Raw genomic sequence first — 24,049 nt, forward strand, 5'->3', positions numbered from 1 at the left:
GGTGATTTGCCGTGGCGAACATTGTCAGCCTTCCTGCACCCCGATATTGGGGCGGTGGCGCACTAGGCGCGGTGGTTGCGCAAGTCAAGCTGCGGAACTGCGCGCCGCCCATAGCGAACGCTGCGGGGGGAACGACCGGCTTCGGGCCTGAACCGACCGAGGCCTAGCTTCTGTTCCCCTTCTTACTTCCCCAGCGAAGAGTATCAGGTCGGATCGTCCCCCGGACGATCCTTGAACATGCGGGGCATGTTCAACCTGATACTGGGCCCAGTTGCGATGGCAGAGGTAATGAACCGCAACGCGTATCACTAGCGTCCCCCAACTGGGCCCCAGCCTTCGCTGGGGAAGGGAAGTAGAAGGCGGCGTAACTCGCACGCGCGCCAAATCGGGCACACGCCGCTTTAATCCCCGATGCGCGTCAGCCGGGCGGGTTTCTCGAAAACGGGATGGGCGGCGGCATAGGCGATTAATGCGCGTTCCAGCGCCGCGCGATCCTTGAAGATGCAACTCGGGCTACCGCCTTCTCCCTCGACCGTCCCGCCTGCCTTGCGCACCAGCGCCTCACTCCCCTGGCAGTCGAGCGCCGGATCCAGGATGAGCGCGGCACCCTCGCTTTCGAGCAGGCCGTAAGCGACCGGGTCCGCCGTGTCGCCGATTTGAGTCTGGACGATCCACAAATGTCGGCCCCGCGCGGCCAATGGCATCAGCACGACGCGCGATGGCTTGCCGCCCTTAAAATCCTCGGGCTCCGCGATCAGCAGGGCACCATCGTCGGTGCGGCGGACCAGCAGGCGCTGGGGGGCTGACTTGTCCGCTGAAACGATCTTGTAGAGCCCGGGCGACAATGGCCCGCTTTGACCGGGATCGGGCCGATAGAAGGCCGGGCCCTCCCAGAAACAGCCCGACAGAAGGAGCATAGTTAGGAGCGAGAGAAGGCTGCGCATCTGTGTCGCTCCAACTTCCTTCTCCCCCTGTGGGAGAAGGTGGCCCGAAGGGCCGGATGAGGGGAGTGAGGTTATGGGCGAGACATCCATGACGGTCACCCTCACCCTTCCCATCGCTACGCGATGGGCCCAGCATTGGGTCGGTCATGCCCCCGGCATGACCTGAACAGCTCGGGGTGCTGTTCACCCAATGCTCCTCTCCCCTTCAGGGAGAGGGAGAAGAAGTTTACTCCGCCGCCAGCAGAGTCTCGGCGGCGCCGAGATCGACCGAGACCAGGCGGCTCACGCCCTGTTCGATCATCGTCACGCCGAACAGGCGGTGCATTCGGCTCATCGTCACCGCATTATGGGTGACGATCAGATAGCGGGTCGCCGTCTCCCGGGCCATTGCGTCGAGCAGGTCGCAGAAGCGTTCGATATTGGCATCGTCGAGCGGCGCGTCGACTTCGTCGAGGACGCAGATCGGCGCCGGGTTGGTGAGGAACAGGCCGAAGATCAGCGCGACCGCAGTCAGTGCCTGTTCCCCGCCCGAGAGCAGGGTCAGCGACTGGAGCTTCTTCCCCGGCGGCTGGGCCATGATCTCGAGGCCGGCTTCGAGCGGATCGTCCGAATCGATCAGTTCGAGATGCGCCTGACCGCCGTTGAACAGGGTGGTGAACAGTCGGCGGAAATGGCCATCGACTGCCTCGAATGCGGCAAGCAGGCGCTGCCGGCCCTCGCGGTTGAGCGTGCCGATCGAACCGCGCAGCCGGTTGACCGCGAGCCCAAGCTCCTCGCGCTCGGCGAGATTGCCGACACTGGCGGCTTCGAGCTCGGCAAGCTCGCTCTCGGCGACGAGATTGACCGGGCCGATCCGTTCGCGATCGACCAGCAATTTGTCATGCGCCAGCGATTCATCCTGCGGCGCGCCGACGATTTTCTCATCGAACCCTACGCGCTCGGGGAGCAGGACGGATGGGCATTGGAAGCGTTCACCCGACAGGCGGTTCATCTCGATCCGCCGCGATTCCTGGTTTTCCGCGCGGGCTGCCGCGCCGGCGCGTATTTCGCGAGCCTCGGCCAGCGCTTCACCCGCCGCGCGCGCGCGTTCCTCAGTGGCGCGCAGGGCGATTTCCGCTTCGCGTTCGGCGGCGATCATCGTCTCCGCCTCGGCACGCGCAACGCTATGCGTAGCTTCGAGTGCGACGATCTCGGCTGCCAGCACCGCCGGCTTTTCGGCAAGCGCCTCAGCCTCGCGCGCGAGATCTGCGTCGCGCTTGTCCATCTCGGCGATCCGCCGCGCCGCCTCGCCTGCCCGGTTCTTCCAGCCCTTGCTCTCGGCGATACTCGCGGCAAGGCGTTCGCGATCCTGGCCAATGGCGCGTTCGAGTGCGGTGCGCTCGGCACGGGCCGTGGCGACCGTCGTGCGCTTCGCCTCGGCTTCGCCGGAGAGGATCGCGACTCGCTCTCGCGTCGCGCTGCCATCGGGGAGCGCAGCCTTGACCTCGGTCGCCCGAGTCACTTCACCCTGCGCCTCTTCATGCTCGGCGGCGATCCGACCGCGGCGCGTTTCGAGATCGGCGCGCTGCGATTCGATCCGCTCGATCGCGACTGCGGCGCGGTCTTCGGCGCGGCCGGCATCGCGGGCATTGGTCTCGGCGGCTTCGAGCACGCGGCGCGAATCAGCGGCGGCGCGGCGCGCCTCGGCGATCGCGCCGTCAATCCGCGCGAGCTCGGCATCGGCCGCGTCGACTGCGCGCACCGCAGCCGGGCGTGCCGCCTCGATCGTGCGCAGGCGGTTCATCCGTTCGAGCCGGGCGGCGGCCTCGGCGCCGCCCGATTTCGCGATATAGCCGTCCCAGCGCCTGAGCTGGCCGGTCATCGTCACCAGCCTCTGGCCGACCGCGAGCGCCTGCGCGCCATCGCTTTCAGCGACGAAGACCTGCGCCAGCCGCCGCGCCAGTGCAGCGGGGGCGCCGACATGCGCCGCCAGCGCCACCGTGCCGGTCGGTGCCGATGGATCGCCCGGGGCAGGCTCGGCGCCCGCCCAGAAACGTTCAGCGGTCGAATCGAGGCCGGCTTCGAGATCATCGCCGAGCGCCGCCGCAAGGGCGCGCTCATAGCCGGGATCGGCGCGCAGCTGATCAAGCAGCCGGTCCTTGCCATCCCGCCGAGTCGCCTTGGTCAGGGCTGCGGTCTCGCTGTCGAGCGCACTCAGCTCGGCATGAGCGCCGGCGCGCGCCGACTGCGCCCGATCGCGCGATCCGATCGCCTCGCGCTCGCTTGCATCGGCGCGGGCAAGCGCTGTCCTGGCGGATTCGGCGTGGCGCAGCGCCTGGGCACGCGCCTCGGCGGCGCGGGTCCGCTCGGCGAGCAAGGGCGCGGCATCGCCCAGTGCCTTGATCTCGGCCGCCACCCGCGCGAGATCGCGCTCGCTGCGCTCGGCCCTGGTCCGCGCCGCCGCCAACGCCGCTTCGGCGACGCGCGCATCAGCTGCCTCGCTTGCCTGTGCCGCAAGGGCCTGGGCCAGCGCGACCTCGGCATCGCGGGCGGCGCGTTCGGCGGCGGCCAGCGTGGCCTCGAGCTGCGGCGACCGCGCACCGGCTTCGGCGATCTGCGCTTCGAGCGAAGACACTTCGTCAGCGAGCCGCGCGATCGCCTCAGCGGCGTCGTTGGCGAGCGACCCTTCGCGGCTGCGATCCTCGGTCAGCCGAACCCGGCTATCGGCGAGTTCGCTGAGCCGGCGCTCAGCCGCGGCGTGCTCGGTACGAAGCGCGGCGAGCCGATGCCCGGCTTCGCTGGCGCGGTCGCGGGCGGCCTGGGCCTCGGCGCGGACGCCGGCCAGCGTCTCGGTCGCTTCGGTCTGATAGGCCGCCGCCGCGCGCTGCAGTTCAGCCGCTTCGGCGACGCGGGTCTCGGCGGTCGCCGCCTCCGCCTTGGCCGAATCGGCCGCTGCCGCCGCATCGCGCCAGCGCGCGAAGATCATCCGCGCTTCAGCGATACGGATCTGATCGGAGAGCGCGCGGTAGCGTTCCGCCTGCCGCGCCTGGCGCTTCAGCGCGGCGGCGCGGGCATCCTGATCGGCGATGACTTCGTCGAGCCGGGTGAGATTGGCCTCGGTCGCTCGCAGTTTCTGCTCGGCGTCCTTGCGGCGGACATGGAGGCCGGCAATCCCCGCCGCCTCTTCGAGCATTGCCCGGCGCTCGGCCGGCTTGGCGGCGATCACCGCGCCGATCCGGCCCTGGCTGACCAAAGCGGGCGAATGCGGACCGGTCGCGGCATCGGCGAAGAGCAGGGCGACGTCCTTGGCGCGCACATCGCGGCCGTCGATCCGGTAAGCCGAGCCGGCACCGCGCTCGATGCGGCGGACGACCTCGGTCTCCTCGCCGGTGATCTCGGCGAGGATCGACACTTCAGCGAAATCGCGCGCCGGCCGGGTCGAGGTGCCGGCGAAGATCACATCGTCCATGCCGGCGCCGCGCAGCGACTTCGCCGAATTCTCGCCCATCGTCCAGCGCAGCGCCTCGAGCAGATTCGATTTGCCGCAGCCATTGGGGCCGACGATTCCGGTCAGACCGGGCTCGATCCGCATGTCCGCCGCATCGACGAAGCTCTTGAAACCCGAAAGCCTGAGCCGCTTGATCTGCACCGGCCGCTATCCCCCCTTTGCCGCGGTTACAGCGCGCCCGCCGCCTTCAGGACCGGCTGCAGCGCGGCCCAATCAGCAACATTGGTCGCAACCGTGCCGTTGACGATGAAGGTGGGCGTGCCGGAGACACTATATTGCCGGGTGGCCGTATCGGCCTGCTTCGCGATGTTATCGAGCGCCTTGGGATCGCTGAGGCAGGCTCTCACCTTCGCATCAGGCACGCCGCGCTGCTTCGCGAAATCCACATAGCCGTAGAAATCGGCGAGGAAAGTCGCGACCTCGCCCGGCGACGCCTTCTGCAATCGCGCCTGATCTGCGTCCGATATTTTCTTGTCCGTGCGACCGATCAGCTGCTGCTGGCTCGCCATCATCTGATCGAGCATCGGGAAGAACTGCGCGGGTTCGACGCAGTGGCCGACCAGGATCGGGCCGATATCCACCGCGCCGTGCACCGGGAAATCGCGGAATTCATAGCTCAGCTTGCCGGCGGCGATCGGCCCCGCCTTGAGCGCCGGGACCCCTTCGGCATCGAACGCAGCGCAGTGCGGGCAGCTGCGCGAACCATATTCGATCAGCTTCACCGGCGCGTTCGGGTTGCCCATGACATAGCCGCCTTCGGGCGTTTTGCTGACGACATCGACCCAGTTCTGCCCGGCCGGCGCCTTGGCTCCGGCAACCGGTGCGGCCGCAGGAGCGCCGGCGCTGCTGTTACCGCCGGCATCGCCCTTGCCGCAGGCTGCGACGAACAGGATTGGCAGCACGGCGCAGAGGATACGGAATTTCATGACAGCTTCTCTCCAGTCGAAGTCTTCGAATTATTTCGCGCCGGCTGCGCGCAGGATCGGCTCGAGCGCCGCCCAATCATAAGTGTTCGGGGCGATTTTGCCGTTCACGATGAAGGTGGGCGTGCTCGGAATGGCATATTTGGCATTGGCCGCATCGGTCTGCTTCGCCACCGCCTCCAGCGCCTTGGGGTCAGCCAGACACGCATTGGCCCTCGCCGCCGGTACGCCGTGCTGGGCGACGAAGGCTGTATAGCCATAATAATTGGCGAGCCAGGCAACGAGCGGGCCGGGCTTCATGGCGCGAAGCTTTTCCTGATCCGCCGCCGGAATCTCGGCGCGCTGCAACAGCTGCTTCTGCGCCGCCATCATGCGGTTGAGCATCGGGAAGAACTGCGCCGGCGAGACGCAATGGCCAAGCAGGATCGGGCCCATATCGATGACGCCGTGGACCGGGAAATCGCGGAACTCATAGCTCAACTGGCCGGTCGCGACATATTTGCTGGTGAGCGCCGGCACGCCTTGCGCGTCGAACAGAGCGCAATGCGGACAGGTGCGCGAGCCATATTCGATGAGGGCGATGCGCGCATTGGGATTGCCCATGCGATAGCCACCTTCAGGGGTGCGCACCACCGTCTGGACCCAATTCGGCCGCGCCGCCGGCCTGGCCGCTGCCGGCTTGGCGGGGTGCGCCTTCGGGGTTGCAGCACCAAGCGGCGCCGCAGACATGCCGAGGACCATGGTAGCCATCAGGAAAGCGCGCATCATTCCTCCGTCGATCGAACTGTTGGTGGGCCGCGAGTCGCAGCGACACTCGCCGCGAGGGCTTCGAGCACGGCCTTCAATTCCGGATCCGCAATCGTGCGCAGGCTCGCGCCGAGCTCGACCGGGATCGGCTTGAGCGAGGGCGGCGCCGCTTTGACGCGGGGTGCCGGCACATCGCCCTGGCGAATCATCACCCGGGCAACCGCGCCATAGCCGAAGAAGCGGTTCACCCGCTCGACGATCTCGGGCGCGATATGCTGCATCATCGTCGCATGCGCACCGCGCACGACGAGGTTGAGCGTGCCGTCGGTGCGCTGGCCTTGCGGGAATTTGATCGATTCGGGTGCGGAGACGCCGGCATAGCGGGCGCCGACAATCTCCGGCCAGCGGCTGACCACCGCGCTCTGGACGAAGCCGAACTTGCGGAAAGCGGCGCGGCCGACATCGGGCAACAGCTCGGAAACCGCGCGCGCGCGACCGCCACGGGGCTTTTCGGCCTTTGATTCGGTTCCGGGAGCGGGGACGCCACGCTTGCTCATCCCGCAACCCATGCCATAGCGACGGCGTGCCCGCCAAGCTCCCATCGGATATCGCCGCAAAGCTGCTCGGCTGGTATGATCGCAATGCCCGCGATCTGCCGTGGCGGAGCCCGCCTGGCGCGAACGCCGCCGACCCGTATCGCGTATGGCTTTCCGAAATCATGCTGCAGCAGACGACAGTCGCCGCGGTGCGACCGCGCTTCGAAGCGTTCGTTGCGCGCTGGCCCGATATCGAGTCGCTGGCGGGCGCCGACGATGCAACATTGATGGCCGCCTGGGCGGGGCTCGGCTATTATGCCCGCGCTCGTAATCTGATCGCCTGCGCGCGCGCCCTTGTCGCGGAGCATGAAGGGAAATTTCCGGCGACTGAAGAAGGCTTGCGCGCGCTGCCCGGCATCGGTGCCTATACGGCCGCCGCGATTGCTGCGATCGCATTCGGCGAACCTTCGGTGGTGGTCGATGCCAATGTCGCCCGGGTCGTCGCGCGGCTTTTCGCGATCGCCGAGCCGCTGCCGGGCGGAATGCCCGCCGTCCGCGCCGCCACTGCCTCGATCACGCCCACCGCCCGCGCCGGGGATTTCGCCCAGGCGATGATGGATTTCGGCTCGGGAATCTGCACGCCGCGTGCGCCGCTTTGCCTTCTCTGTCCGCTGTCCGGGGCGTGCCGCGCCTTTGCCGAGGGCAAGCCGGAGATGTATCCCACCAAGCTCAGCAAGGCTGCGCGGCCGCAACGCTATGGCACGATCTTCTGGACCGAGCGGGACGGCAGGGTCCTGCTCGTCCGCCGCCCGCCCAAGGGACTGCTCGGCGGCATGCGTGCGCTGCCGACAGGACCCTGGGCCGAGTCGCCGCCCGGCCTCGCCGATTCGCCGGTGACTGGCGCCTGGCGGATGCTCGACACGACGGTCGACCATGTCTTCACTCACTTCCGGCTCGAACTCGCGCTTGCGGTCGCGTCAGCGGAGGGGCATTCCGGCGATCAAGAGTCTTGGGGCGAATGGTGGCCGATAGCCGATCTCGAATCGGCGGGGCTGCCGACGGTCTTTGCCAAGGCGGCGCGTGCGTTCAGGAGAGCGGGATGATCATCAGGCGGTTCATGACGGCGGGCGCGCTGGTTGCACTGGTCGCGGGCACTGCGTTTGCGGGCCATTCGGCACCGCCGCAACCGGCACAGACCGCGCCGGCGGGTCGATCGCTTCTCCCCGCCACGCAGACTTTGTTCGATTCCTATGTCGCTGCGGGCAAGATGCCCGGGATCGTCGGCGCGTTCGGTTCTGCCGATTATCCGACAGTGTTCGTCAGCGCCGGGCATATCGCCGACGGCCCGGGCGCCCCCCTGGCGGGGCCGGACAGCCTGTGGCGGGTCTATTCAATGACCAAGCCGATCACCGGCATGGCGGCGATGATCCTGGTCGAAGAGGGCAAGATCAAGCTCGATCAGCCGGTCAGCGACTTCATTCCAGCGTTCAAGTCGATGCGGGTCCAGCTCAATTCGGACACGCTCGAGAGCAGGCCGGCGGCGCGCGAGATCACGATCCGCAACCTGCTGACCCATACCGCCGGGCTTGGCTACAACATCATCACCAAGGGGCCGCTGCTCGAGCAATATACCAAGCTCGGCATCAACCCCGCCACGATCAATGCCCAGCTCGAAGTCCAGATGCGCCAGACTCGTCCGCCGAGCCTGGAGACGTTCGCGAACAAGGTCGCGACGCTGCCGCTGATTGCCGATCCGGGCACGAAATGGAGCTATTCGATTGGCCTCGACGTGATGGGTCGGGTGATCGAAGTGGCGAGCGGGATGAGCTTCGACGCCTTTGTCCAAAAGCGCATCTTCGATCCGCTCAAGATGAGCTCGAGCTACTGGACGGTGCCGGCGAGCGAATCGAGCCGGTTTGCCACCAATTATCTTTTCATGGGCGACAGTCGCGTGCCGCTCGATCCCGCCGCCACCTCAGTATGGCTGTCGCCGCCGAGCTTTCCCTATGGCGGTGCCGGGCTGGTGATGTCGGCGCGCGATTATGACCGCTTCCTCCATGCGTTGCAGAATGGCGGCACCCTCGATGGGGTTCGCGTGCTCAAGCCGGAGACGGCCGCGCTGATGATGTCGAACCTGTTGCCGGCGGGCGTAGACACCAGCCAGCTCAACAGGCTGGGCAATGTCGGGAAACTGGGCTTCGGGGCCGGCGGCTCGGTGTTTCTCGAAGACAAGCCGGGCGGACCGTCCAAGGGAACCTATGGCTGGGGCGGCGCGGCGGGGACGATCGCCTGGGTCGATCCAGCCCGCCACGCGCGGGGGACGGTGATGGTCAATTATTTCCCTGCCGAGAAATGGCCGCTGCGCGAAGAGATAGCGGCCGCGCTTGCAACCGACACCGCGCACAGCCGGTGATCACAGCACCCGGTTTCACCGGCGGCACGCTCGACCGTGCCGACCGGCTTCGCCATGATCCCGAAGCCTTCGCCGCCGCGCTTGGCGACTGGCGCGCGCGCCTGCTCAAGCTCGAGAATTTCGAGCCTGAATTGGACAGCGAGGGGCAGCTTGTCTGGACAAACCTGGCGGATGCGCCTGACGGTTCCGACCTGGTCCTGCTCGGGCTCGACGGCGACAAGCCCTATTTCGCTGCGTTGACGCCAGGGATGGCGCCGCCAGCGGGCCGGCCGATGCGGATGTTCGGACTCCTCGACCAGCTCGCGCCGGGCGAAGCGGCGACCTATGCCGCCGCGCGCAGCCTGCTCGACTGGCATACGCGGCACCGATTCTGCGCCAATTGCGGCACCGCGACCGAGATCTTCCGCGCCGGCTGGGCGCGGTCTTGCCCAAACTGCCAGGCCGAGCATTTCCCGCGCGTCGACCCGGTCGTGATCATGATCGCCGAGCATGACGGCCGTGCCTTGCTCGGCCGTCAGCATGCCTGGCCAGCGGGGCGTTATTCAGCGCTCGCCGGATTCCTTGAAGTCGGCGAATCGATCGAGGAGGCGGTCGCGCGCGAGATCATGGAGGAAGCGGGCGTGCGGGTTTCCGACGTGCGCTACATCGCCAGCCAGCCATGGCCTTTTCCGTCATCGCTGATGATCGCCTGCGTCGGCATGGCCGAGAACGATGCGATCACGCTAGACACGAATGAGCTGGAGGATGCGATCTGGGTTTCGCGGGAGGTCGTGGGCGAAGTGCTGGCGGGCGAGCCGGGACCGTTCCTGCCGCCACCGCCTTATGCGATTGCGTACACGCTGCTGAAAGCGTGGGCGGGCTGAGGGAGAGGGGCTTCAGCCCCGAGTGCGGGCCTGCCGGTACGTCCCCAGAATGCGCATCCATTTCGAATGGAAGCCGAGCTCCTCTAGCGCGCGGTCGAACCCGGGGTCGCCGGGCTTGCCCTCGACATCGGCGTAGAACTCAGTCGCGGCGAAGCTGCCGCCGCGCTGATAGCTTTCGAGCTTGGTCATGTTGACGCCGTTGGTCGCGAAGCCGCCCATCGCCTTGTAAAGCGCGGCGGGGACGTTCTTCACCTCGAAGATCAAGGTCGTCATGAAGGCGCCATCGCCGATCGGGGCGTGCCCTGCCCGCGCCAGCACGACGAAGCGGGTGGTGTTGTGATCGGCATCGGCGATGCCGTCGGCGAGGAGGTCGAGCCCGTAGATCGGCGCAGCTCCCGGCGGCGCCAGCGCGGCGATCGCGGGATCGCCGATTTCCGCCACGAGCGCTGCGGCGCCGGCGGTATCGGGATAGGTGACAGGCCTGATACCGCGCTCGCGCAGCCACAGCCGGCACTGGCCAAGCGCCTGGGGATGGCTCATCGCCTCACGCACGCCCTCGATCGGGCCCTTGCCCATCAGCGCGTAGTGGATCGCCAGGAAATGCTCGCCGGTGATCGCCAGCCCCGATTCGGGCAGCAGGAAATGCATGTCGGCGACGCGGCCGTGCAGCGAATTCTCGATCGGGATGATCGCGCAATCGGCGCGGCCGTCGCGCACCGCGTCGATCGCGTCAGCAAAATCGAAACAGGGCAGAGGCAGGCCGTCCGGAAACGCCTGAAGCGCCGCGATATGCGAATTGGCGCCGGGGGCGCCCTGGAAAGCAACGGCGCGGTCCGGGTGCGCTGCGGCTTGCTCGATCATTCGCGCCACGATCGGGCGCGCGGGTGCGGCGAAGTTTTCCATGGGAAGGGCGCGCTTAACGGCGGGCGGCACGGCGCACAAGCCGGCATGCTGTCGAACCGCGCAAGCGCGTCTTGCGGTGACGCTCTACCGAATCTAAAGGGAGCCGACTTTCCGACAGGGGCGCTTGGGTAATGGATAATCGTACGAACACGATCGCGGGTTGGGTGCTTGGCGCTTGCGGTGCCGCGCTGGGGCTTTCGATCGTGAGCGGAATGGTGTTCCAGAGCGAGAAGAAGCCCGAGAAAATGGGCTATCCGATCGAGGGCGTTGCCGAGGCTGGCGACAGCGGCGCGGCTGCCGAGGTGCCGATCGCAACGCTGATGCCGACCGCCGACCCCGCCAAGGGCGCCGATGTCTTCAAGAAATGCGGTGCCTGCCACACGATCGAGCAGGGTGCTCCCAACGGCATTGGCCCCAATCTCTACGCGACGCTCGGCGAGGCGATCGCGCAGGGCAAGGGCGGCTTTGCCTTCTCCGACGCGCTAAAGGCGAAGGGCGGCAAGTGGGACTTCGACAATATGAACCAGTGGCTGACCAACCCGCGTGCGTTCGCGAGTGGCACCAAGATGACCTTTGCCGGCCTTCCCAACCCGCAGGACCGCGCCAATGTGATCGCCTATCTCAATTCGATGGGGTCGAACCTGCCGCTGCCGAGCGCCCCGGCCGCGCCCCCCGCGAACCCCGGCGGCAAGGCGGAAATGACCACGCCGAACCTCTCCAACGCGGCCGCGCCCGCCAGCGGCGCACCTTCGGTGGATCCGAAGGCGGCAGTCGAGCCGGAGAAGAAGGCCGGACAGATCCCGCCCGCAGCCAAGCAGTAAATCTTCGGCCACGAAATCAGCGGCACCGTCCCCTCAGGGGCGGTGCCGTTTTCGTTTACGCCGCTGCGGGCGCCGGCTGATCGCGATAAAAGTCCTGCACGATCTGCCAGGCTTCCTCAGCGGTTTCGACGAAGGTGAAGATGTCGAGATCGCGCGCGCTGATCACGCCCTCCTCGACCAGCGCCTCGAAATTCACGACCCGGTTCCAGAATTCGCGGCCGAACAGCAGCACCGGGATCGGCTTGATCTTGCCGGTCTGGATCAGGGTCAGCAGCTCGAACAACTCATCGAACGTGCCGAAGCCGCCCGGGAAGGCCGCCAGCGCGCGGGCATGGAGCAGGAAGTGCATCTTCCTGAGCGCGAAATAGTGGAACTGCATGCTGAGATGCGGCGTGACATAGGGGTTAGGCGCCTGCTCGTGCGGCAGGACGATGTTGAGCCCGATCGACTCGTGCCCGCCCTCGGCCGCACCGCGATTCGCCGCCTCCATGATCGACGGACCGCCGCCGGAGCAGACGACGAAGTGCCTTTTGCCGGTTTCGTCGCGCGGAAAGACGCTGACGAGCTGGGCGAGCTTATAGGCCTCGTCATAATATTTGGACTTGGCGACCAGCCGCTCGGCGATGCGGATCGCTTCCTCGCCCTGGGCGAGTTCGAGCAACGCCTTCGCCTTGGCCGGCTCGGGGATACGCGCCGACCCGTACATGACGAAGGTGGAGGCGATATTGGCCTCTTCGAGGATCAGCTCGGGTTTGAGCAACTCGAGCTGGAATCGGACCGGGCGCAGATCCTCGCGCAGCAGGAAATCCATGTCCTGAAAGGCGAGCCGGTAGGACGGATTTTCAGTCTGGGGGGTGCTGATCCCGGCATTGGCGGTTTCGGCATCCTGGCGGGCGCGCGGGAACACCCGCGACGGAACATGTGTATCACTCATTGGAGCAGCCCCTAGCGGAAAAGCCGGCAAAGATGAAGGCACGCCTGCTCAGCGGCAGAAATGCGCGTGATCGTCCTCGAGGTGGAGATGGTTGGCGTGCGCGGCATTATAGTCGGGACTGAGCACTGTGCCGAAGCGCTTGCAGGCCGAGCTGTGGATCACCTGAAGGAATTCCCGCACCACCGGATCGTCGGACCGCCAGCCCTGGAGCACACTGATCCGGCGCCCGTCCTGCAGCACGAAGGCGGAGATATCGACTGCGTTGCCGATTGCGTGGCCGGACAGCTTGTTACCCGCCGTGGCCGAGCCGATCACGTTGCGGCAGGCATAGCTGCCGAAACTCTCGATCCGGACCAGATCGCTGCCGAGGATCTGGCGCGCGGCGGGCGCGACCGCAAAGCGCGCCCAGCCGACGAATGTGTCGGCGAGGCCACAGCGCATCGCCTTGAGGTTGGTGACGGGCACGCCAATATCGATCAGCTGCACTGCGCCGATCACCTGGCAGCCGCCGCCATAATCGCGGTCAGGGAGCGGACTGAAACGCACCTCCTTGCGCGACAGATCGGCGAAGCATGCTTGGGTCTCGCGCGAAGTCGGAATGTTAAGGGTGACCGGCCTCGATCCTGCCGGTCGCGGCGGTGGCCGCTGTTCGCGGTCGCCACAGGCGGAGAGCAGCAATGGCAGCGCGAACAAGGCGCTGGCCAAGCCGGCTCCGCGCGTGCTTATCTGCGGCAAATCATAAAAGTTGAGGATCGCCCGATGCGCACTTTCCGTCCCTTCGCGGCCCCTCTCTTTGTGGGGGTGCTGGCCCTGCTGGCCTTTGTCTTGTCCGGCCCGGCCTGGGCGCAGGCCGATGGCACCCGCTATCCGCTCTGGACGGGCGGCGCGCCCGGCTTCGAGAGCCGCGCCGCGATTCCCGAGCAATCGGCGGAATATTGGACCAAGCATATCAACAACCCCAGCATCACCGCTTTCCTGCCCGAAAAGGGGAAGGCGAACGGCGCCGCCGTGGTGATCGTCCCAGGCGGTGGACACGGGATTATCGTGATCACCACCGAAGGCAATGACGTCGCGCGCTGGTTCGCTGCGCGCGGCGTCGCGGCGTTCGTATTGCGCTACCGGCTGTTTCGGGAGGAGGGCTCGCCTTACTCGCTCGAGGATGCCCGAGCGGATACCGAGCGCGCGATGCGTCTGGTGCGCACGCGCGCGGGGGAGTTCGGCGTCGATCCGCACCGCATCGGCATCGTGGGTTTCTCGGCGGGCGGCGAGCTTGCGCGGATGGCGGCGCTGAGCGCGCCTGTCGCGCCGCGCGGAAAGGGCGATGCGATCGACCGGATCTCGGCCCGGCCCGATTTCGCGATCCTCGAATTCCCCGGGCCGCTGAAAGCCGAAGAGGTGGTGAAGAAGGACTCGCCGCCGATGCTGCTCACCGCCGCCAATGACGATGCCTGCTGTTCGGCACCGCTGGTCGACCTGCTCCAATCCTACCGCGCCGCGCACGCCTCGGTGGAGCTGCACATGTATGCGGCCGGCGGCCATGCCTTCAACATGGGCGAGGACACGCCGCTCATCAGCCTGCAGCATTGGCCGGATCGAATCCCCGACTGGATGTCCGACCGCGGATTGCTCGGCAAGCCGGCGCCGAAGTTCGTGCCGAAGTAAGAAGTCCGCTGAAGGGTCAGTCGAACACAGAACGCTTGAGCACGCCGGATTGCGCCATCGAGAGCTTCCGGATCATGGTCGCCAGAACCAACGCGAGGGGAATATCGATCACTATGGAGAACAAGTCGATCGCATCCGCCCGCAGCTGATCCGACACGGTGTGGGCGTTCACCGACATACGAAAAGAGACATTGCCGAGGACCGAGGAGGCCAGCCAAAGGCCCCACCACCAGCGCAGCAGATCGGGCACCGGCTCCGCGTCCGGGTCTTCCGGTGAGAAGGTCGCTTGCCAGCTCTGCCGCACCCCCTCGAACGGTTTCCAGAGCAGTGCGATGGGGATGAAGAAAAAGCCGACATTCCAGCCGGGCGTCATCTGCATCCAATCGGTGAGAACATGCGCGTTTTTGTTCACCCGGTAGATCCACCGCAGGATCAGAAAGCCGGCTACCAGGAAGGCCAGCAGATAAGCCAGTCCGATGACGCCCGATACCATCTCGCTCTGCGCGACTGCCGGGAGCGAAGAGAGCAGCGTTATGTCGGTTGTTCCCTCAAGCGGGGAAAGGACCGTCAGGTGGTACCCCGCGGCGAGGCCAAGCAGGATATCGCACGCCAGCCAGACATACAGCGCGACAATGGTATATTTGCCGAGCGCGATCGGATCGCGGCCTGAATCTTCCATGTCGTGCCCCCCGTTTTGGGGAAACTGCCCGACACAGCGACATCCGTCCAGCGATATGCGCGTTGACTTCCGCTCGCCGATCGCTAGGGCCGTCGACGGGCCACGCGGTCCCAACGCCGCGCGTGCTCTCTGTAAGGAGAGACTACATGACTGAGTTACCTGCGCCTCCGGCGACGAAGCCGACGCGTCCTTATTTCTCTTCCGGTCCCTGCGCCAAGCCGCCGGGCTGGGCCCCCGAAAAGCTCCAGACTCAAGTGCTCGGCCGGTCGCACCGTTCGAAGCTCGGCAAGACGCGCCTGCAATACGCGATCGACCTGATGCGCGAGATGCTCCAGCTCCCCGACACCCACCGCATCGGCATCGTGCCCGGTTCCGATACCGGCGCGTTCGAGATGGCGATGTGGACGATGCTGGGCGCGAAGCCGGTGGCGGCGCTCGCCTGGGAGAGCTTCGGCGAAGGCTGGGTGACCGATGCGGTCAAGCAGCTTGGCCTCGAGCCAACCGTCCTTCGCGCCGATTATGGCGCGCTCCCCGATCTCGAGACCGTCGACTGGTCGAACGATGTGCTGTTCACCTGGAACGGCACGACCTCGGGCGTGCGCGTGCCGAATGGCGACTGGATCCCGGACGACCGCGAGGGCCTGAGCTTCGCCGACGCGACCAGCGCTGTGTTCGCGTACGACATCCCCTGGGACAAGATCGATGTCGCGACCTTCTCGTGGCAGAAGGTGCTTGGCGGCGAAGGCGGCCATGGTGTGCTGATCCTCGGTCCGCGCGCGGTCGAGCGGCTCGAAAGCTACACGCCGAAATGGCCGCTCCCCAAGGTGTTCCGCCTCGTCTCCAAGGGCAAGCTGACCGAGGGCGTGTTCAAGGGCGAGACGATCAACACGCCGTCGATGCTCGCCGTCGAGGATGCGATCTTCGCGCTCGAATGGGCAAAGACGATCGGCGGGGCCAAGGGCCTGATCGCTCGCTCGGACGCCAATGCCGCCGCGCTCGACAAGATCGTCGCTGAGCGGTCATGGCTCGGCCATCTCGCCGCCGATCCGGCATCGCGCTCGAAGACCAGCGTTTGCCTGACGGTCGAGGGTGCCGACGAGGCGCTGATCAAGAAGCTCGCCGGCCTGCTCGAAGCCGAGCACGCAGCCTATGACATTGCGGGTTACCGCGATGCCCCGGCGGGCCTCCGGATCTGGTGCGGCGCGACCGTCGACACCGCTGATATCGAGGCGCTCGGCCCCTGGCTCGACTGGGCGTACGCCTCGGTCACCGTCTCGGCCTGACCCTCTCTGCGCCCCCGCCGCGGCGGGGACGCATCCTTCCCAGACTCCCCGCTCCCAACCGGAGCGCGCTCATTGAAAGGCAATCCCATGCCAAAAGTCCTCATCTCCGACAAAATGGACCCCAAAGCCGCCCAGATCTTCCGCGAGCGCGGTGTCGAGGTCGACGAGATCACCGGCAAGACCGTGGAAGAGCTGAAAGCGATCATCGGCAATTATGACGGCCTCGCGATCCGCAGCTCGACCAAGGTCACCAAGGATATCCTGGCGCATGCGCCGAACCTGAAGGTGATCGGCCGCGCCGGCATCGGCGTCGACAATGTCGATATCCCGGCTGCGTCCGCTCAGGGCGTGATCGTCATGAACACCCCGTTCGGCAACTCCATCACTACCGCCGAGCATGCGATCGCCCTGATGTTCGCCCTCGCCCGCCAGCTGCCCGAAGCCGACGCCTCCACCCAGGCCGGCAAGTGGGAGAAGAACCGCTTCATGGGCGTCGAGCTGACCTCGAAGACGCTCGGCCTGATCGGTGCCGGCAATATCGGCTCGATCGTCGCCGACCGCGCGCGCGGGCTGAAGATGAAGGTGGTCGCTTATGATCCCTTCCTGACGCCTGAGCGCGCGATCGAGATGGGCGTCGAAAAGGTGTCGCTCGAGGATCTCCTCGCCCGCGCTGACTTCATCACGCTGCATACGCCGCTGACCGACCAGACCCGCAACATCCTCTCCGCCGAGAATCTGGCGAAGACCAAGAAGGGCGTGCGGATCATCAACTGCGCGCGCGGCGGACTGATCGATGAAGCGGCGCTCAAGGCGGGCCTCGACTCGGGGCATATCGCCGGTGCCGCGCTCGACGTGTTTGTGACTGAGCCGGCAACCGACTCTCCCTTGTTCGGCACGCCCAACTTCGTCTCGACGCCGCATCTCGGCGCCTCCACCTCGGAAGCGCAGGTCAATGTCGCGATCCAGGTCGCCGAGCAGATGGCGGATTATCTGATGTCGGGCGGCATCACCAACGCGCTCAACGTGCCGAGCCTGTCGGCCGAGGAAGCGCCCAAGCTCAAGCCGTATATGGCGCTTGCCGAAAAGCTTGGCAGCCTGATCGGCCAGCTCGCGCATGGCGCACTGTCCGGGATCGCGATCGAGGTCGAGGGTGCGGCTGCGTCGCTCAACCAGAAGCCGATCACCTCGGCGGTGCTGGCCGGCCTGATGCGGGTCCATTCGGACACGGTGAACATGGTCAATGCGCCTTTCCTCGCCAAGGAGCGCGGCATCGATGTCCGCGAGGTGCGGCATGACCGCGAAGGCGATTACCACACGCTGCTGCGCGTGACGGTGAAGACCGATGCCGGCGACCGCTCGGTCGCGGGCACGCTGTTCGGCGATGCCGCGCCGCGCCTGGTCGAGCTGTTCGGGATCAAGGTCGAGGCCGATCTGGTCGGGCACATGCTCTATGTCGTGAACGAGGACGCGCCCGGCTTTATCGGCCGGCTCGGATCGCTGCTCGGCGAGGAGGGCGTGAACATCGGTACCTTCCATCTCGGCCGGCGTTCGGCTGGCGGCGAAGCGGTGCTGCTGCTCTCGGTCGACGAGCCGGTGACTCAGGCCCTGATCGCCAAGGTCCGCGCGCTCGCTGGCGTGAAGACGGTGATGGGGTTGTCGTTCTAATTGCAGGTTGCATGACGATGACTCTTTCCCCCCTCCCCTTCAGGGGAGGGGCTGGGGGTGGGGCCTATCCACGAGCGCGGAGCACGCGGCACTGCCCCACCCCAACCCCTCCCCTGAAGGGGAGGGGCTTAAGGGTTTCGATCGCCGCAACCGGAATATGCTCGCCAAACTCGATCGAGAACCTGCCTTCCTCGGCGGAACTCGGACTAGGCATGCCTTGTCATCTGCGGCGTTGTGATGAAGGAGAGCGCTAATGACCAATGCCCTCCTCCCTGAAGGTTTCCGCGACCGGTTGCCGCCGTTCGCCGATGCCGCCGCGCGCCTCGAACAGGCGGTGCTCGGTGCTGCTTATGCCCATGGCTATGAGCGGGCCGATCCGGCGCTCGCCGAGTTCGAGGCAGGGCTGGCGAGCCGACTCAAGTCTGCCCGCGCGCAGGATGTGGTGCGCTTCGTCGACCCGGTCTCGCAGGCGACGCTGGCGATCCGGCCGGACATGACCGCGCAGATCGGCCGAATCGCCGCGACCCGGATGGGGCATCACCCTCGGCCGGTGCGGCTTTCCTATGCGGGGCCGGTGCTCAAGCTGCGCGCGTCGCAGCTCAGCCCGGAGCGCGAATTGCGGCAGATGGGCTGCGAACTGATCGGGCTCGATACCATCGTCGCCGCGCGTGAGATCGTCGATGTCGCGGTCGCCGCGCTCGAGGCGGCCGGCGTATGCGGCATTTCGATCGACTTCACCTTGCCCGATCTCGTCGCGACGCTCGCCGCAGGGCCGCTGCCGGTCGATGCCGGGCTGATCGGCGAACTCAGTGACCGGCTCGATGCGAAAGATGCCGGCGGCGTCGCCGAGATCGCACCCGCCTATCTGCCGCTGATCGAGGCCGCCGGGCCGTTCGAGCCCGCGCATGACCGGCTCTGCGCCTTTGATGTCGGCGGGGCGCTGCGCTCGCGACTCGATGGGCTCTGGGCGATCGCCTCAGGCCTCAAGGGCCGGGTCGCGCTGACGCTCGATCCGACCGAGCGCCACGGCTTCGAATTTCAGAGCTGGCTTGGCTTCTCGATCTTCGCCGAGGGCGTGCGCGGCGAGATCGGGCGGGGCGGCAGCTATACGATCGTCCATGAGAATGGCGCCGAGGAGGCCGCTATCGGCTTCTCGCTTTATGCCGACGCGATCGTCGCGGCCGGGCTCGGCAGTGTGGATCGCCGGCGCCTGTTCGTACCGCTCGATACCGACCCGGCGATTTCAGCCGCGATGCGGGCCAAGGGCTGGGTCACCGTCGCGGCGCTTGAGGCGGGCGACACGCCCGAAGCGCAGCTCTGCACGCATATATTAGTGGAAGGCGAGGCGCGCGCGCTCTAGCGCGGCTCCCCGATCGAAGGACATCAGTTTTGGCAAATGTAGCGGTTATCGGCGCCCAATGGGGCGATGAGGGCAAGGGCAAGATCGTCGACTGGCTCGCCGAGCGTGCCGACATGGTCGTGCGCTTCCAGGGCGGCCACAATGCCGGGCACACGCTCGTCGTCGGCGACAAGGTGTACAAGCTGTCGCTGCTGCCATCGGGCATCGTGCGCGGCACGCCTTCGGTGATCGGCAATGGCGTGGTGCTCGATCCCTGGGCGCTCAAGGCCGAGGTCGAGAAGCTCACCGCGCAGGGCGTGTCGATCAGCCCAGAGACGCTGATGATCGCTGACAATTGCGCGCTGATCCTGCCCTTCCACCGCGATCTCGATTCGCTGCGGGAGGACGCCAGCGGCGCCGGGAAGATCGGCACGACGCGGCGCGGCATCGGCCCGGCTTATGAAGACAAGGTCGGCCGTCGCGCGATCCGGGTGTGCGACCTTGCCCATCTCGATTCGCTCGATTCGCAATTCGACCGCCTCACCGCACATCATGACGCGCTCCGCGCCGGCTTCGGCGAGCCGCCGATCGACCGTGCCGCGCTGATCGAGGAGCTGCGCGCGATCGCCGGCTTCGTGCTGTCCTTCGCCAAGCCGGTCTGGCGCAACCTCAACGAGGCCCGGGCGCGCGGCCGTCGCATCCTGTTCGAGGGCGCGCAGGGCGTGCTGCTCGATGTCGACCATGGCACCTATCCGTTCGTCACCTCGTCGAACACCATTGCCGGCACAGCGGCGGGCGGCTCGGGCCTTGGGCCGAGCGCGGTCGGCTTCGTGCTGGGGATCGCCAAGGCGTACACCACCCGGGTCGGCTCGGGGCCCTTCCCGACCGAACTCGAAGACGCGACCGGCGAACGGCTCGGCGAGCGCGGCCATGAGTTCGGCACCGTCACCGGGCGCAAGCGCCGCTGCGGCTGGTTCGATGCAGTGCTGGTGCGGCAATCGGCTGCGGTCGGCGGCATCACCGGCATCGCGCTAACCAAGATCGATGTGCTCGACGGGTTCGACGAAGTGAAGATCTGCACTGGCTATACATTGCGCGGCGAGACGCTCGATTATTTCCCTGCCCATGCCGCCGATCAGGCTGAGGTCGAGCCCGTCTATGAGACGATGGCCGGCTGGCAGGAATCGACCGCGGGCGCGCGGAGCTGGGCCGATCTGCCTGCCCAAGCGATCAAATATATCCGCCGGATCGAGGAACTGATCCGATGCCCGGTGGCTCTGGTTTCGACCAGCCCGGAACGCGAGGACACGATCCTGGTGCGGGATCCGTTCGCGGACTGACGCATCGAGCTCGATCAGGTTTAATCGTCATGCCGGACTTTTTCCGGCATCCATCGCGCACAGAGGCAGACGCTGCGTTGTTTGGCGCGATGGACCCCGGAACAAGTCCGGGGTGACAAACTGGCTTATCTGATCGGAAACAACTCTCGCGCATCGAGCGAGACGCGCATTTTCTTTGCCGGCGATGAGAAAGACACGGCGATTTCCCGCTGTGATCAGGCGGCATAGCGCGGGGTATCTTCGGGTTGAATCACGGCCGGCGGCGTGCCCCGCTGTTGGGAATGTCATGCAAGGCGCTGACATTTTCGACATGTACAGAACTCTGTACAACTGACCTGACAAAGCGACGTGATTAGCCGCACTGCGCGCGGTGGAGGAGCTTCTGGTCAGCAAGTACAAGCGCGACCATTGCTTCAACCACCGGCGCGCCGCGAATGCCGACGCATGGGTCATGGCGGCCCTTGGTCATGATCTCGGTCGCCTCGCCGCTCCGGGTGATCGTCTCGACCGGCGTGAGGATCGAGCTGGTCGGCTTGAAGGCGACGCGGACGCGGATCGGCTGGCCGGTCGCGATCCCGCCGGCAATGCCGCCGGCATGGTTGGCGAGGAATTCGGGGCCGTCGGGCCCGGGCCGCATCGCATCGGCATTCTCTTCGCCGCGCAGCCGCGCAGCCTCGAAGCCGTCGCCGATCTCGACGCCTTTCACGGCGTTGATGCTCATACAGGCTGCAGCCAGTTCGGAATCGAGCTTCGCATAGAGCGGCGCGCCCCAGCCGGCGGGGACGCCGGTCGCCTCGCACGCGATCACAGCGCCGAGGGATGAGCCCGCCTTGCGCGCGCTGTCGACCAGTGCTTCCCAGCGAGCGGCCGCAACCGCGTCAGGACAGAAGAAGGGGTTTGCGTCGATCTGGTCGGGATCGAAATTGGCCGGGTCGATCGCATCTCCGCCGATCGCCTCGACCCAGGCGCGGATTTTGACTTCGGGGATCACCAGCCGCGCGACCGCGCCTGCCGCAACCCGTGACGCAGTCTCGCGCGCCGAGGAGCGGCCGCCGCCGCGATAATCGCGAAAGCCGTATTTCGCGTCATAGGCGTAATCGGCATGGCCGGGCCGATAGGCCTCAGCGACCTCGGAATAATCCTTCGAGCGCTGATCGACATTCTCGATCATCAGGCTGATCGGCGTGCCGGTCGTGTTCCCCTCGAAGACGCCCGAGAGGATGCGGACCTGATCGGGCTCCTGGCGCTGCGTGGTGAAGCGCGAGGTGCCCGGGCGGCGCTTGTCGAGGAAGGGCTGGATGTCGCCCTCGGAAATCGTCAGTCCCGGCGGGCAGCCATCGACCACCGCCCCAATCGCGGGACCGTGCGATTCGCCCCAGGTGGTGAAGCGAAAGACGCGACCGAAAGTGTTGAAGCTCAACTTCCCTCTCCCTGAAGGTTACCACCTTCAAACATGTTCCGGACGCTCTTCTTCCCCTCTCCTCCCAGGAGAGGGGCAAGCTGCGCAGCAGCGCGGGGTGAGGTTGAGGGCGAGACGCTCATGACAGTCACCCTCACCCTTCCCAAGCTTCGCTTGGGCCCCTTCCCTCTCCCGATGGGAGAGGGAGCTTGTTATGCCAACGCAATATCCGGCGCGTCTTCGGCCTTCATGCCGATCACATTATAACCGGCATCGACATGATGCGTCTCACCAGTCACGCCGCTGGCGAGATCGCTCAGCAGATACAGGCCGGCGCCGCCGACATCCTCGATCGTGACGTTGCGCTTCAGCGGGGAGTTGAGCTCGTTCCATTTCAGGATCAGGCGGAAATCGCCGATCCCGGCCGCCGCCAATGTCTTGATCGGGCCGGCCGAAATCGCGTTGACGCGGATATTGTCGCGGCCGAGATCGACCGCGAGATATTTCACGCTGGTCTCGAGCGCAGCCTTGGCCACGCCCATCACATTATAATGGGGAATGACCTTCTCAGCGCCATAATAGGAGAGCGTCAGCAAGGATCCGCCCTCGGGCATCATCTTCGCGGCGCGCTGTGCAACCGCGACGAAGCTGTAGACCGAGATGTTCATGGTCAGCAGGAAATTGTCGAGGCTGGTGTCCATGAACCGCCCGCGCAGCTCATTCTTGTCCGAAAAGCCGATGGCATGGACGACGAAGTCGATCGTCGGCCACTCAACGGCGAGCGCGGCGAAGGTCGCGTCGAGCGCCGCCATATCGCCGACGTCGCAATCGAACAGCCGCGCGACGCCGAGTTGCTCGGCGAGCGGACGCACCCGCTTCTCCATCGCTTCACCCTGATAGCTGAACGCGAGTTCGGCTCCGGCTTCGCTCAATTTCTGCGCGATCCCCCAGGCGAGTGACCGATCATTCGCAAGGCCCATGATGAGTCCCCGCTTGCCTTGCATCAATCCTGTCACGCCGCCGCCGCCTCCTCTTTGTTGCTGCCGCCGCCGCTCTCTACGCCTTCATCATCGCTTTCCGCCAGTGCCGCGTTCAATTCAGCACCGACAACAAGCCCCAGACCCACGAAGAAAAAGAAGATCAGCGAGATCATCACGCCGGCAAGGCTGCCATAGGTCAGATCATAATTGGCCAGATTGGACAGGATCACCGGCAGCAGCGCTGTCACCAGCAGCCACCATATGGTGGTGAACAGCGCCCCCGGCCATTTCGGGCATTTGCTCTCGCGATATTTGCGCGGGGTGAGGGCGTAGAACACCATGTAGAGCGCAGCGAACAGCGCCATGCCCGGCGCGATGCGGCTCACCGATACGACTGTCGCCGTGCTCGCGGCATAAGGAAGCACGCGCAGGATGAACTGCTCGACCGCGAGCAGCATGATCTGGAAGGCGAACGCGACGAGGATGAGGATCATCGAGGCGAGGATCAGCCCGATCGACCATAAGCGATAATGCCAGAAGGGGCGGACCGACTGCACGCCATAAGCGCGGCGCAGGATATCGCGAATCGTCTCGATAAAGCTGCCCGTGGTCCAGAGACCGACGATCGCGCCGAACCACAGCAGCGAACCCGAACGGGCCGCCAGCACATCATGGATCGGCGTTTCCAGGACGCTGGCGACACCGTGCGGCACTGTGTGGAGGAAGGCCTCGACTGCGTGCAGCCCTTGCCCGGTCTGCCCGAACAGGCGCGCGACCGCGGCGGCGACGATGAAGAAGGGGAACAGCGTGACCAGCGACATATAAGCAAGGTTGCCGGCATGGACGAAACCGTCGCTGTACACGCCGACCGCGACTCGCTTCAGAACCTCGCGGGCGTAGCTGCCGGGCCGCACAAAGGCGAGATGGCGGCTGAGTTTCGTCCGTTCGTCACCCGGCTTCTTGCTGCGCTCCTCAGGCGATTGGGGCGATACTTCCTGCATCAGGGCCTGCACTCATAGCCGGAAATAACCGTGATCGCCCTGCGGGCGACCGCTTCGCGGCGGGCGCCTTTTGCCGGCTGGGGGCGTCTCTCGTCGGTCACGATGCAATCGACATCGCTCCCTCCTCGTT

General features: G+C 66.2%; 21 protein-coding genes. 9 read left to right on the plus strand and 12 right to left on the minus strand.

Annotated elements, in window-relative coordinates:
* Positions 1-401: 401 nt before the first annotated feature.
* The 5 genes from AC1DVS_RS00295 to AC1DVS_RS00315 all read right to left on the minus strand — a co-directional run bounded on the left by AC1DVS_RS00295 (position 402) and on the right by AC1DVS_RS00315 (position 6,670).
* Positions 402-944 carry a hypothetical protein gene (locus tag AC1DVS_RS00295; RefSeq protein WP_478019223.1) on the minus strand — a complete coding sequence of 181 codons (543 nt, stop codon included), beginning with the start codon at positions 942-944 and terminating at the stop codon, positions 402-404.
* 226 nt (positions 945-1,170) lie between these two features.
* On the minus strand, positions 1,171-4,572 hold the full coding sequence (gene smc, locus AC1DVS_RS00300; protein WP_478019225.1) for a chromosome segregation protein SMC: 3,402 nt from the start codon (positions 4,570-4,572) through the stop codon (positions 1,171-1,173).
* A gap of 26 nt (positions 4,573-4,598) precedes the next feature.
* Entirely contained in the window at positions 4,599-5,357 is a 759-nt protein-coding gene (locus tag AC1DVS_RS00305) for a thioredoxin domain-containing protein (RefSeq protein WP_478019227.1), read from the minus strand.
* Positions 5,358-5,387: 30 nt separating this feature from the next.
* A complete protein-coding gene (locus AC1DVS_RS00310; protein ID WP_478019229.1) occupies positions 5,388-6,104 on the minus strand; it encodes a thioredoxin domain-containing protein in 717 nt (238 codons plus the stop codon).
* 14 nt (positions 6,105-6,118) lie between these two features.
* Positions 6,119-6,670, minus strand: coding sequence for a DUF721 domain-containing protein (locus AC1DVS_RS00315; RefSeq protein ID WP_478021175.1), 552 nt, complete (start codon positions 6,668-6,670; stop codon positions 6,119-6,121).
* A gap of 50 nt (positions 6,671-6,720) precedes the next feature.
* On the opposite strand from AC1DVS_RS00315, the gene AC1DVS_RS00320 reads away from it, so the two are divergent.
* Genes AC1DVS_RS00320 through nudC form a run of 3 tightly spaced genes read left to right on the plus strand, consistent with a single transcriptional unit; the run spans position 6,721 to position 9,913 of the window.
* Complete coding sequence (locus AC1DVS_RS00320; RefSeq protein ID WP_478021177.1) at positions 6,721-7,740, plus strand: A/G-specific adenine glycosylase; 1,020 nt, start codon at positions 6,721-6,723, stop codon at positions 7,738-7,740.
* Complete coding sequence (locus tag AC1DVS_RS00325; protein WP_478019230.1) at positions 7,737-9,050, plus strand: serine hydrolase domain-containing protein; 1,314 nt, start codon at positions 7,737-7,739, stop codon at positions 9,048-9,050. Before AC1DVS_RS00320 ends, AC1DVS_RS00325 begins: the two co-directional genes overlap by 4 nt.
* A complete protein-coding gene (gene nudC, locus AC1DVS_RS00330; protein ID WP_478021179.1) occupies positions 9,050-9,913 on the plus strand; it encodes an NAD(+) diphosphatase in 864 nt (287 codons plus the stop codon). Before AC1DVS_RS00325 ends, nudC begins: the two co-directional genes overlap by 1 nt.
* 12 nt (positions 9,914-9,925) lie before the next feature.
* Here the strand turns inward: nudC and AC1DVS_RS00335 are convergent, their stop codons facing one another.
* A complete protein-coding gene (locus AC1DVS_RS00335) occupies positions 9,926-10,816 on the minus strand; it encodes a prephenate dehydratase (protein WP_478019232.1) in 891 nt (296 codons plus the stop codon).
* Positions 10,817-10,947: 131 nt separating this feature from the next.
* Here AC1DVS_RS00335 and AC1DVS_RS00340 point away from each other — a divergent pair, with 131 nt between their 5' ends.
* Entirely contained in the window at positions 10,948-11,637 is a 690-nt protein-coding gene (locus tag AC1DVS_RS00340; protein ID WP_478019234.1) for a c-type cytochrome, read from the plus strand.
* 55 nt (positions 11,638-11,692) lie between these two features.
* Here the strand turns inward: AC1DVS_RS00340 and AC1DVS_RS00345 are convergent, their stop codons facing one another.
* A complete protein-coding gene (locus tag AC1DVS_RS00345) occupies positions 11,693-12,571 on the minus strand; it encodes an LOG family protein (protein ID WP_478019235.1) in 879 nt (292 codons plus the stop codon).
* A gap of 48 nt (positions 12,572-12,619) precedes the next feature.
* On the minus strand, positions 12,620-13,276 hold the full coding sequence (locus tag AC1DVS_RS00350) for an extensin family protein (RefSeq protein ID WP_478019237.1): 657 nt from the start codon (positions 13,274-13,276) through the stop codon (positions 12,620-12,622).
* A 54-nt stretch (positions 13,277-13,330) separates the two neighbouring features.
* On the opposite strand from AC1DVS_RS00350, the gene AC1DVS_RS00355 reads away from it, so the two are divergent.
* Positions 13,331-14,233, plus strand: a complete 903-nt coding sequence (locus AC1DVS_RS00355) for an alpha/beta hydrolase (protein WP_478019238.1) — start codon at positions 13,331-13,333, stop codon at positions 14,231-14,233.
* Positions 14,234-14,249: 16 nt separating this feature from the next.
* On the opposite strand, the gene AC1DVS_RS00360 is transcribed toward AC1DVS_RS00355, so the two are convergent.
* A complete protein-coding gene (locus AC1DVS_RS00360) occupies positions 14,250-14,912 on the minus strand; it encodes a DUF4328 domain-containing protein (RefSeq protein WP_478019240.1) in 663 nt (220 codons plus the stop codon).
* Between the two features lie 146 nt (positions 14,913-15,058).
* Here AC1DVS_RS00360 and AC1DVS_RS00365 point away from each other — a divergent pair, with 146 nt between their 5' ends.
* From AC1DVS_RS00365 to AC1DVS_RS00380, 4 genes are all read left to right on the plus strand, one after another.
* Positions 15,059-16,195 (plus strand): phosphoserine transaminase, encoded by a 1,137-nt coding sequence (locus AC1DVS_RS00365; protein WP_478019242.1) that lies wholly within the window; start codon positions 15,059-15,061, stop codon positions 16,193-16,195.
* An 87-nt stretch (positions 16,196-16,282) separates the two neighbouring features.
* Complete coding sequence (gene serA / locus AC1DVS_RS00370) at positions 16,283-17,860, plus strand: phosphoglycerate dehydrogenase (RefSeq protein WP_478019244.1); 1,578 nt, start codon at positions 16,283-16,285, stop codon at positions 17,858-17,860.
* A 253-nt stretch (positions 17,861-18,113) separates the two neighbouring features.
* A complete protein-coding gene (locus AC1DVS_RS00375) occupies positions 18,114-19,220 on the plus strand; it encodes an ATP phosphoribosyltransferase regulatory subunit (protein ID WP_478019246.1) in 1,107 nt (368 codons plus the stop codon).
* A 29-nt stretch (positions 19,221-19,249) separates the two neighbouring features.
* A complete protein-coding gene (locus AC1DVS_RS00380) occupies positions 19,250-20,539 on the plus strand; it encodes an adenylosuccinate synthase (protein ID WP_478019248.1) in 1,290 nt (429 codons plus the stop codon).
* Between the two features lie 352 nt (positions 20,540-20,891).
* Here the strand turns inward: AC1DVS_RS00380 and aroC are convergent, their stop codons facing one another.
* The 3 genes from aroC to AC1DVS_RS00395 form a co-directional block, all read right to left on the minus strand.
* Complete coding sequence (gene aroC, locus AC1DVS_RS00385; RefSeq protein WP_478019250.1) at positions 20,892-21,959, minus strand: chorismate synthase; 1,068 nt, start codon at positions 21,957-21,959, stop codon at positions 20,892-20,894.
* Between the two features lie 191 nt (positions 21,960-22,150).
* A complete protein-coding gene (gene fabI, locus AC1DVS_RS00390; protein ID WP_478019252.1) occupies positions 22,151-22,954 on the minus strand; it encodes an enoyl-ACP reductase FabI in 804 nt (267 codons plus the stop codon).
* Positions 22,951-23,919, minus strand: coding sequence for a YihY/virulence factor BrkB family protein (locus tag AC1DVS_RS00395; protein ID WP_478021181.1), 969 nt, complete (start codon positions 23,917-23,919; stop codon positions 22,951-22,953). The genes fabI and AC1DVS_RS00395 overlap by 4 nt, the downstream gene beginning before the upstream one ends.
* Between the last annotated feature and the right edge of the window lie 130 nt (positions 23,920-24,049).

It is taken from the genome of Sphingomonas sp. P3_C5, assembly GCF_056402635.1.

Coding starts and splice junctions, on each gene's coding strand:
- AC1DVS_RS00310 (WP_478019229.1), bottom strand. CDS start 6,104: ATGGCTACCATGGTCCTCGGCATGTCTGCGGCGCCGCTTGGTGCTGCA.
- AC1DVS_RS00355 (WP_478019238.1), top strand. CDS start 13,331: ATGCGCACTTTCCGTCCCTTCGCGGCCCCTCTCTTTGTGGGGGTGCTG.
- AC1DVS_RS00315 (WP_478021175.1), bottom strand. CDS start 6,670: ATGGGTTGCGGGATGAGCAAGCGTGGCGTCCCCGCTCCCGGAACCGAA.
- AC1DVS_RS00395 (WP_478021181.1), bottom strand. CDS start 23,919: ATGCAGGAAGTATCGCCCCAATCGCCTGAGGAGCGCAGCAAGAAGCCG.
- AC1DVS_RS00340 (WP_478019234.1), top strand. CDS start 10,948: ATGGATAATCGTACGAACACGATCGCGGGTTGGGTGCTTGGCGCTTGC.
- AC1DVS_RS00375 (WP_478019246.1), top strand. CDS start 18,114: ATGACCAATGCCCTCCTCCCTGAAGGTTTCCGCGACCGGTTGCCGCCG.
- AC1DVS_RS00305 (WP_478019227.1), bottom strand. CDS start 5,357: ATGAAATTCCGTATCCTCTGCGCCGTGCTGCCAATCCTGTTCGTCGCA.
- AC1DVS_RS00325 (WP_478019230.1), top strand. CDS start 7,737: ATGATCATCAGGCGGTTCATGACGGCGGGCGCGCTGGTTGCACTGGTC.
- AC1DVS_RS00335 (WP_478019232.1), bottom strand. CDS start 10,816: ATGGAAAACTTCGCCGCACCCGCGCGCCCGATCGTGGCGCGAATGATC.
- AC1DVS_RS00365 (WP_478019242.1), top strand. CDS start 15,059: ATGACTGAGTTACCTGCGCCTCCGGCGACGAAGCCGACGCGTCCTTAT.
- AC1DVS_RS00360 (WP_478019240.1), bottom strand. CDS start 14,912: ATGGAAGATTCAGGCCGCGATCCGATCGCGCTCGGCAAATATACCATT.
- AC1DVS_RS00345 (WP_478019235.1), bottom strand. CDS start 12,571: ATGAGTGATACACATGTTCCGTCGCGGGTGTTCCCGCGCGCCCGCCAG.
- AC1DVS_RS00295 (WP_478019223.1), bottom strand. CDS start 944: ATGCGCAGCCTTCTCTCGCTCCTAACTATGCTCCTTCTGTCGGGCTGT.
- serA (WP_478019244.1), top strand. CDS start 16,283: ATGCCAAAAGTCCTCATCTCCGACAAAATGGACCCCAAAGCCGCCCAG.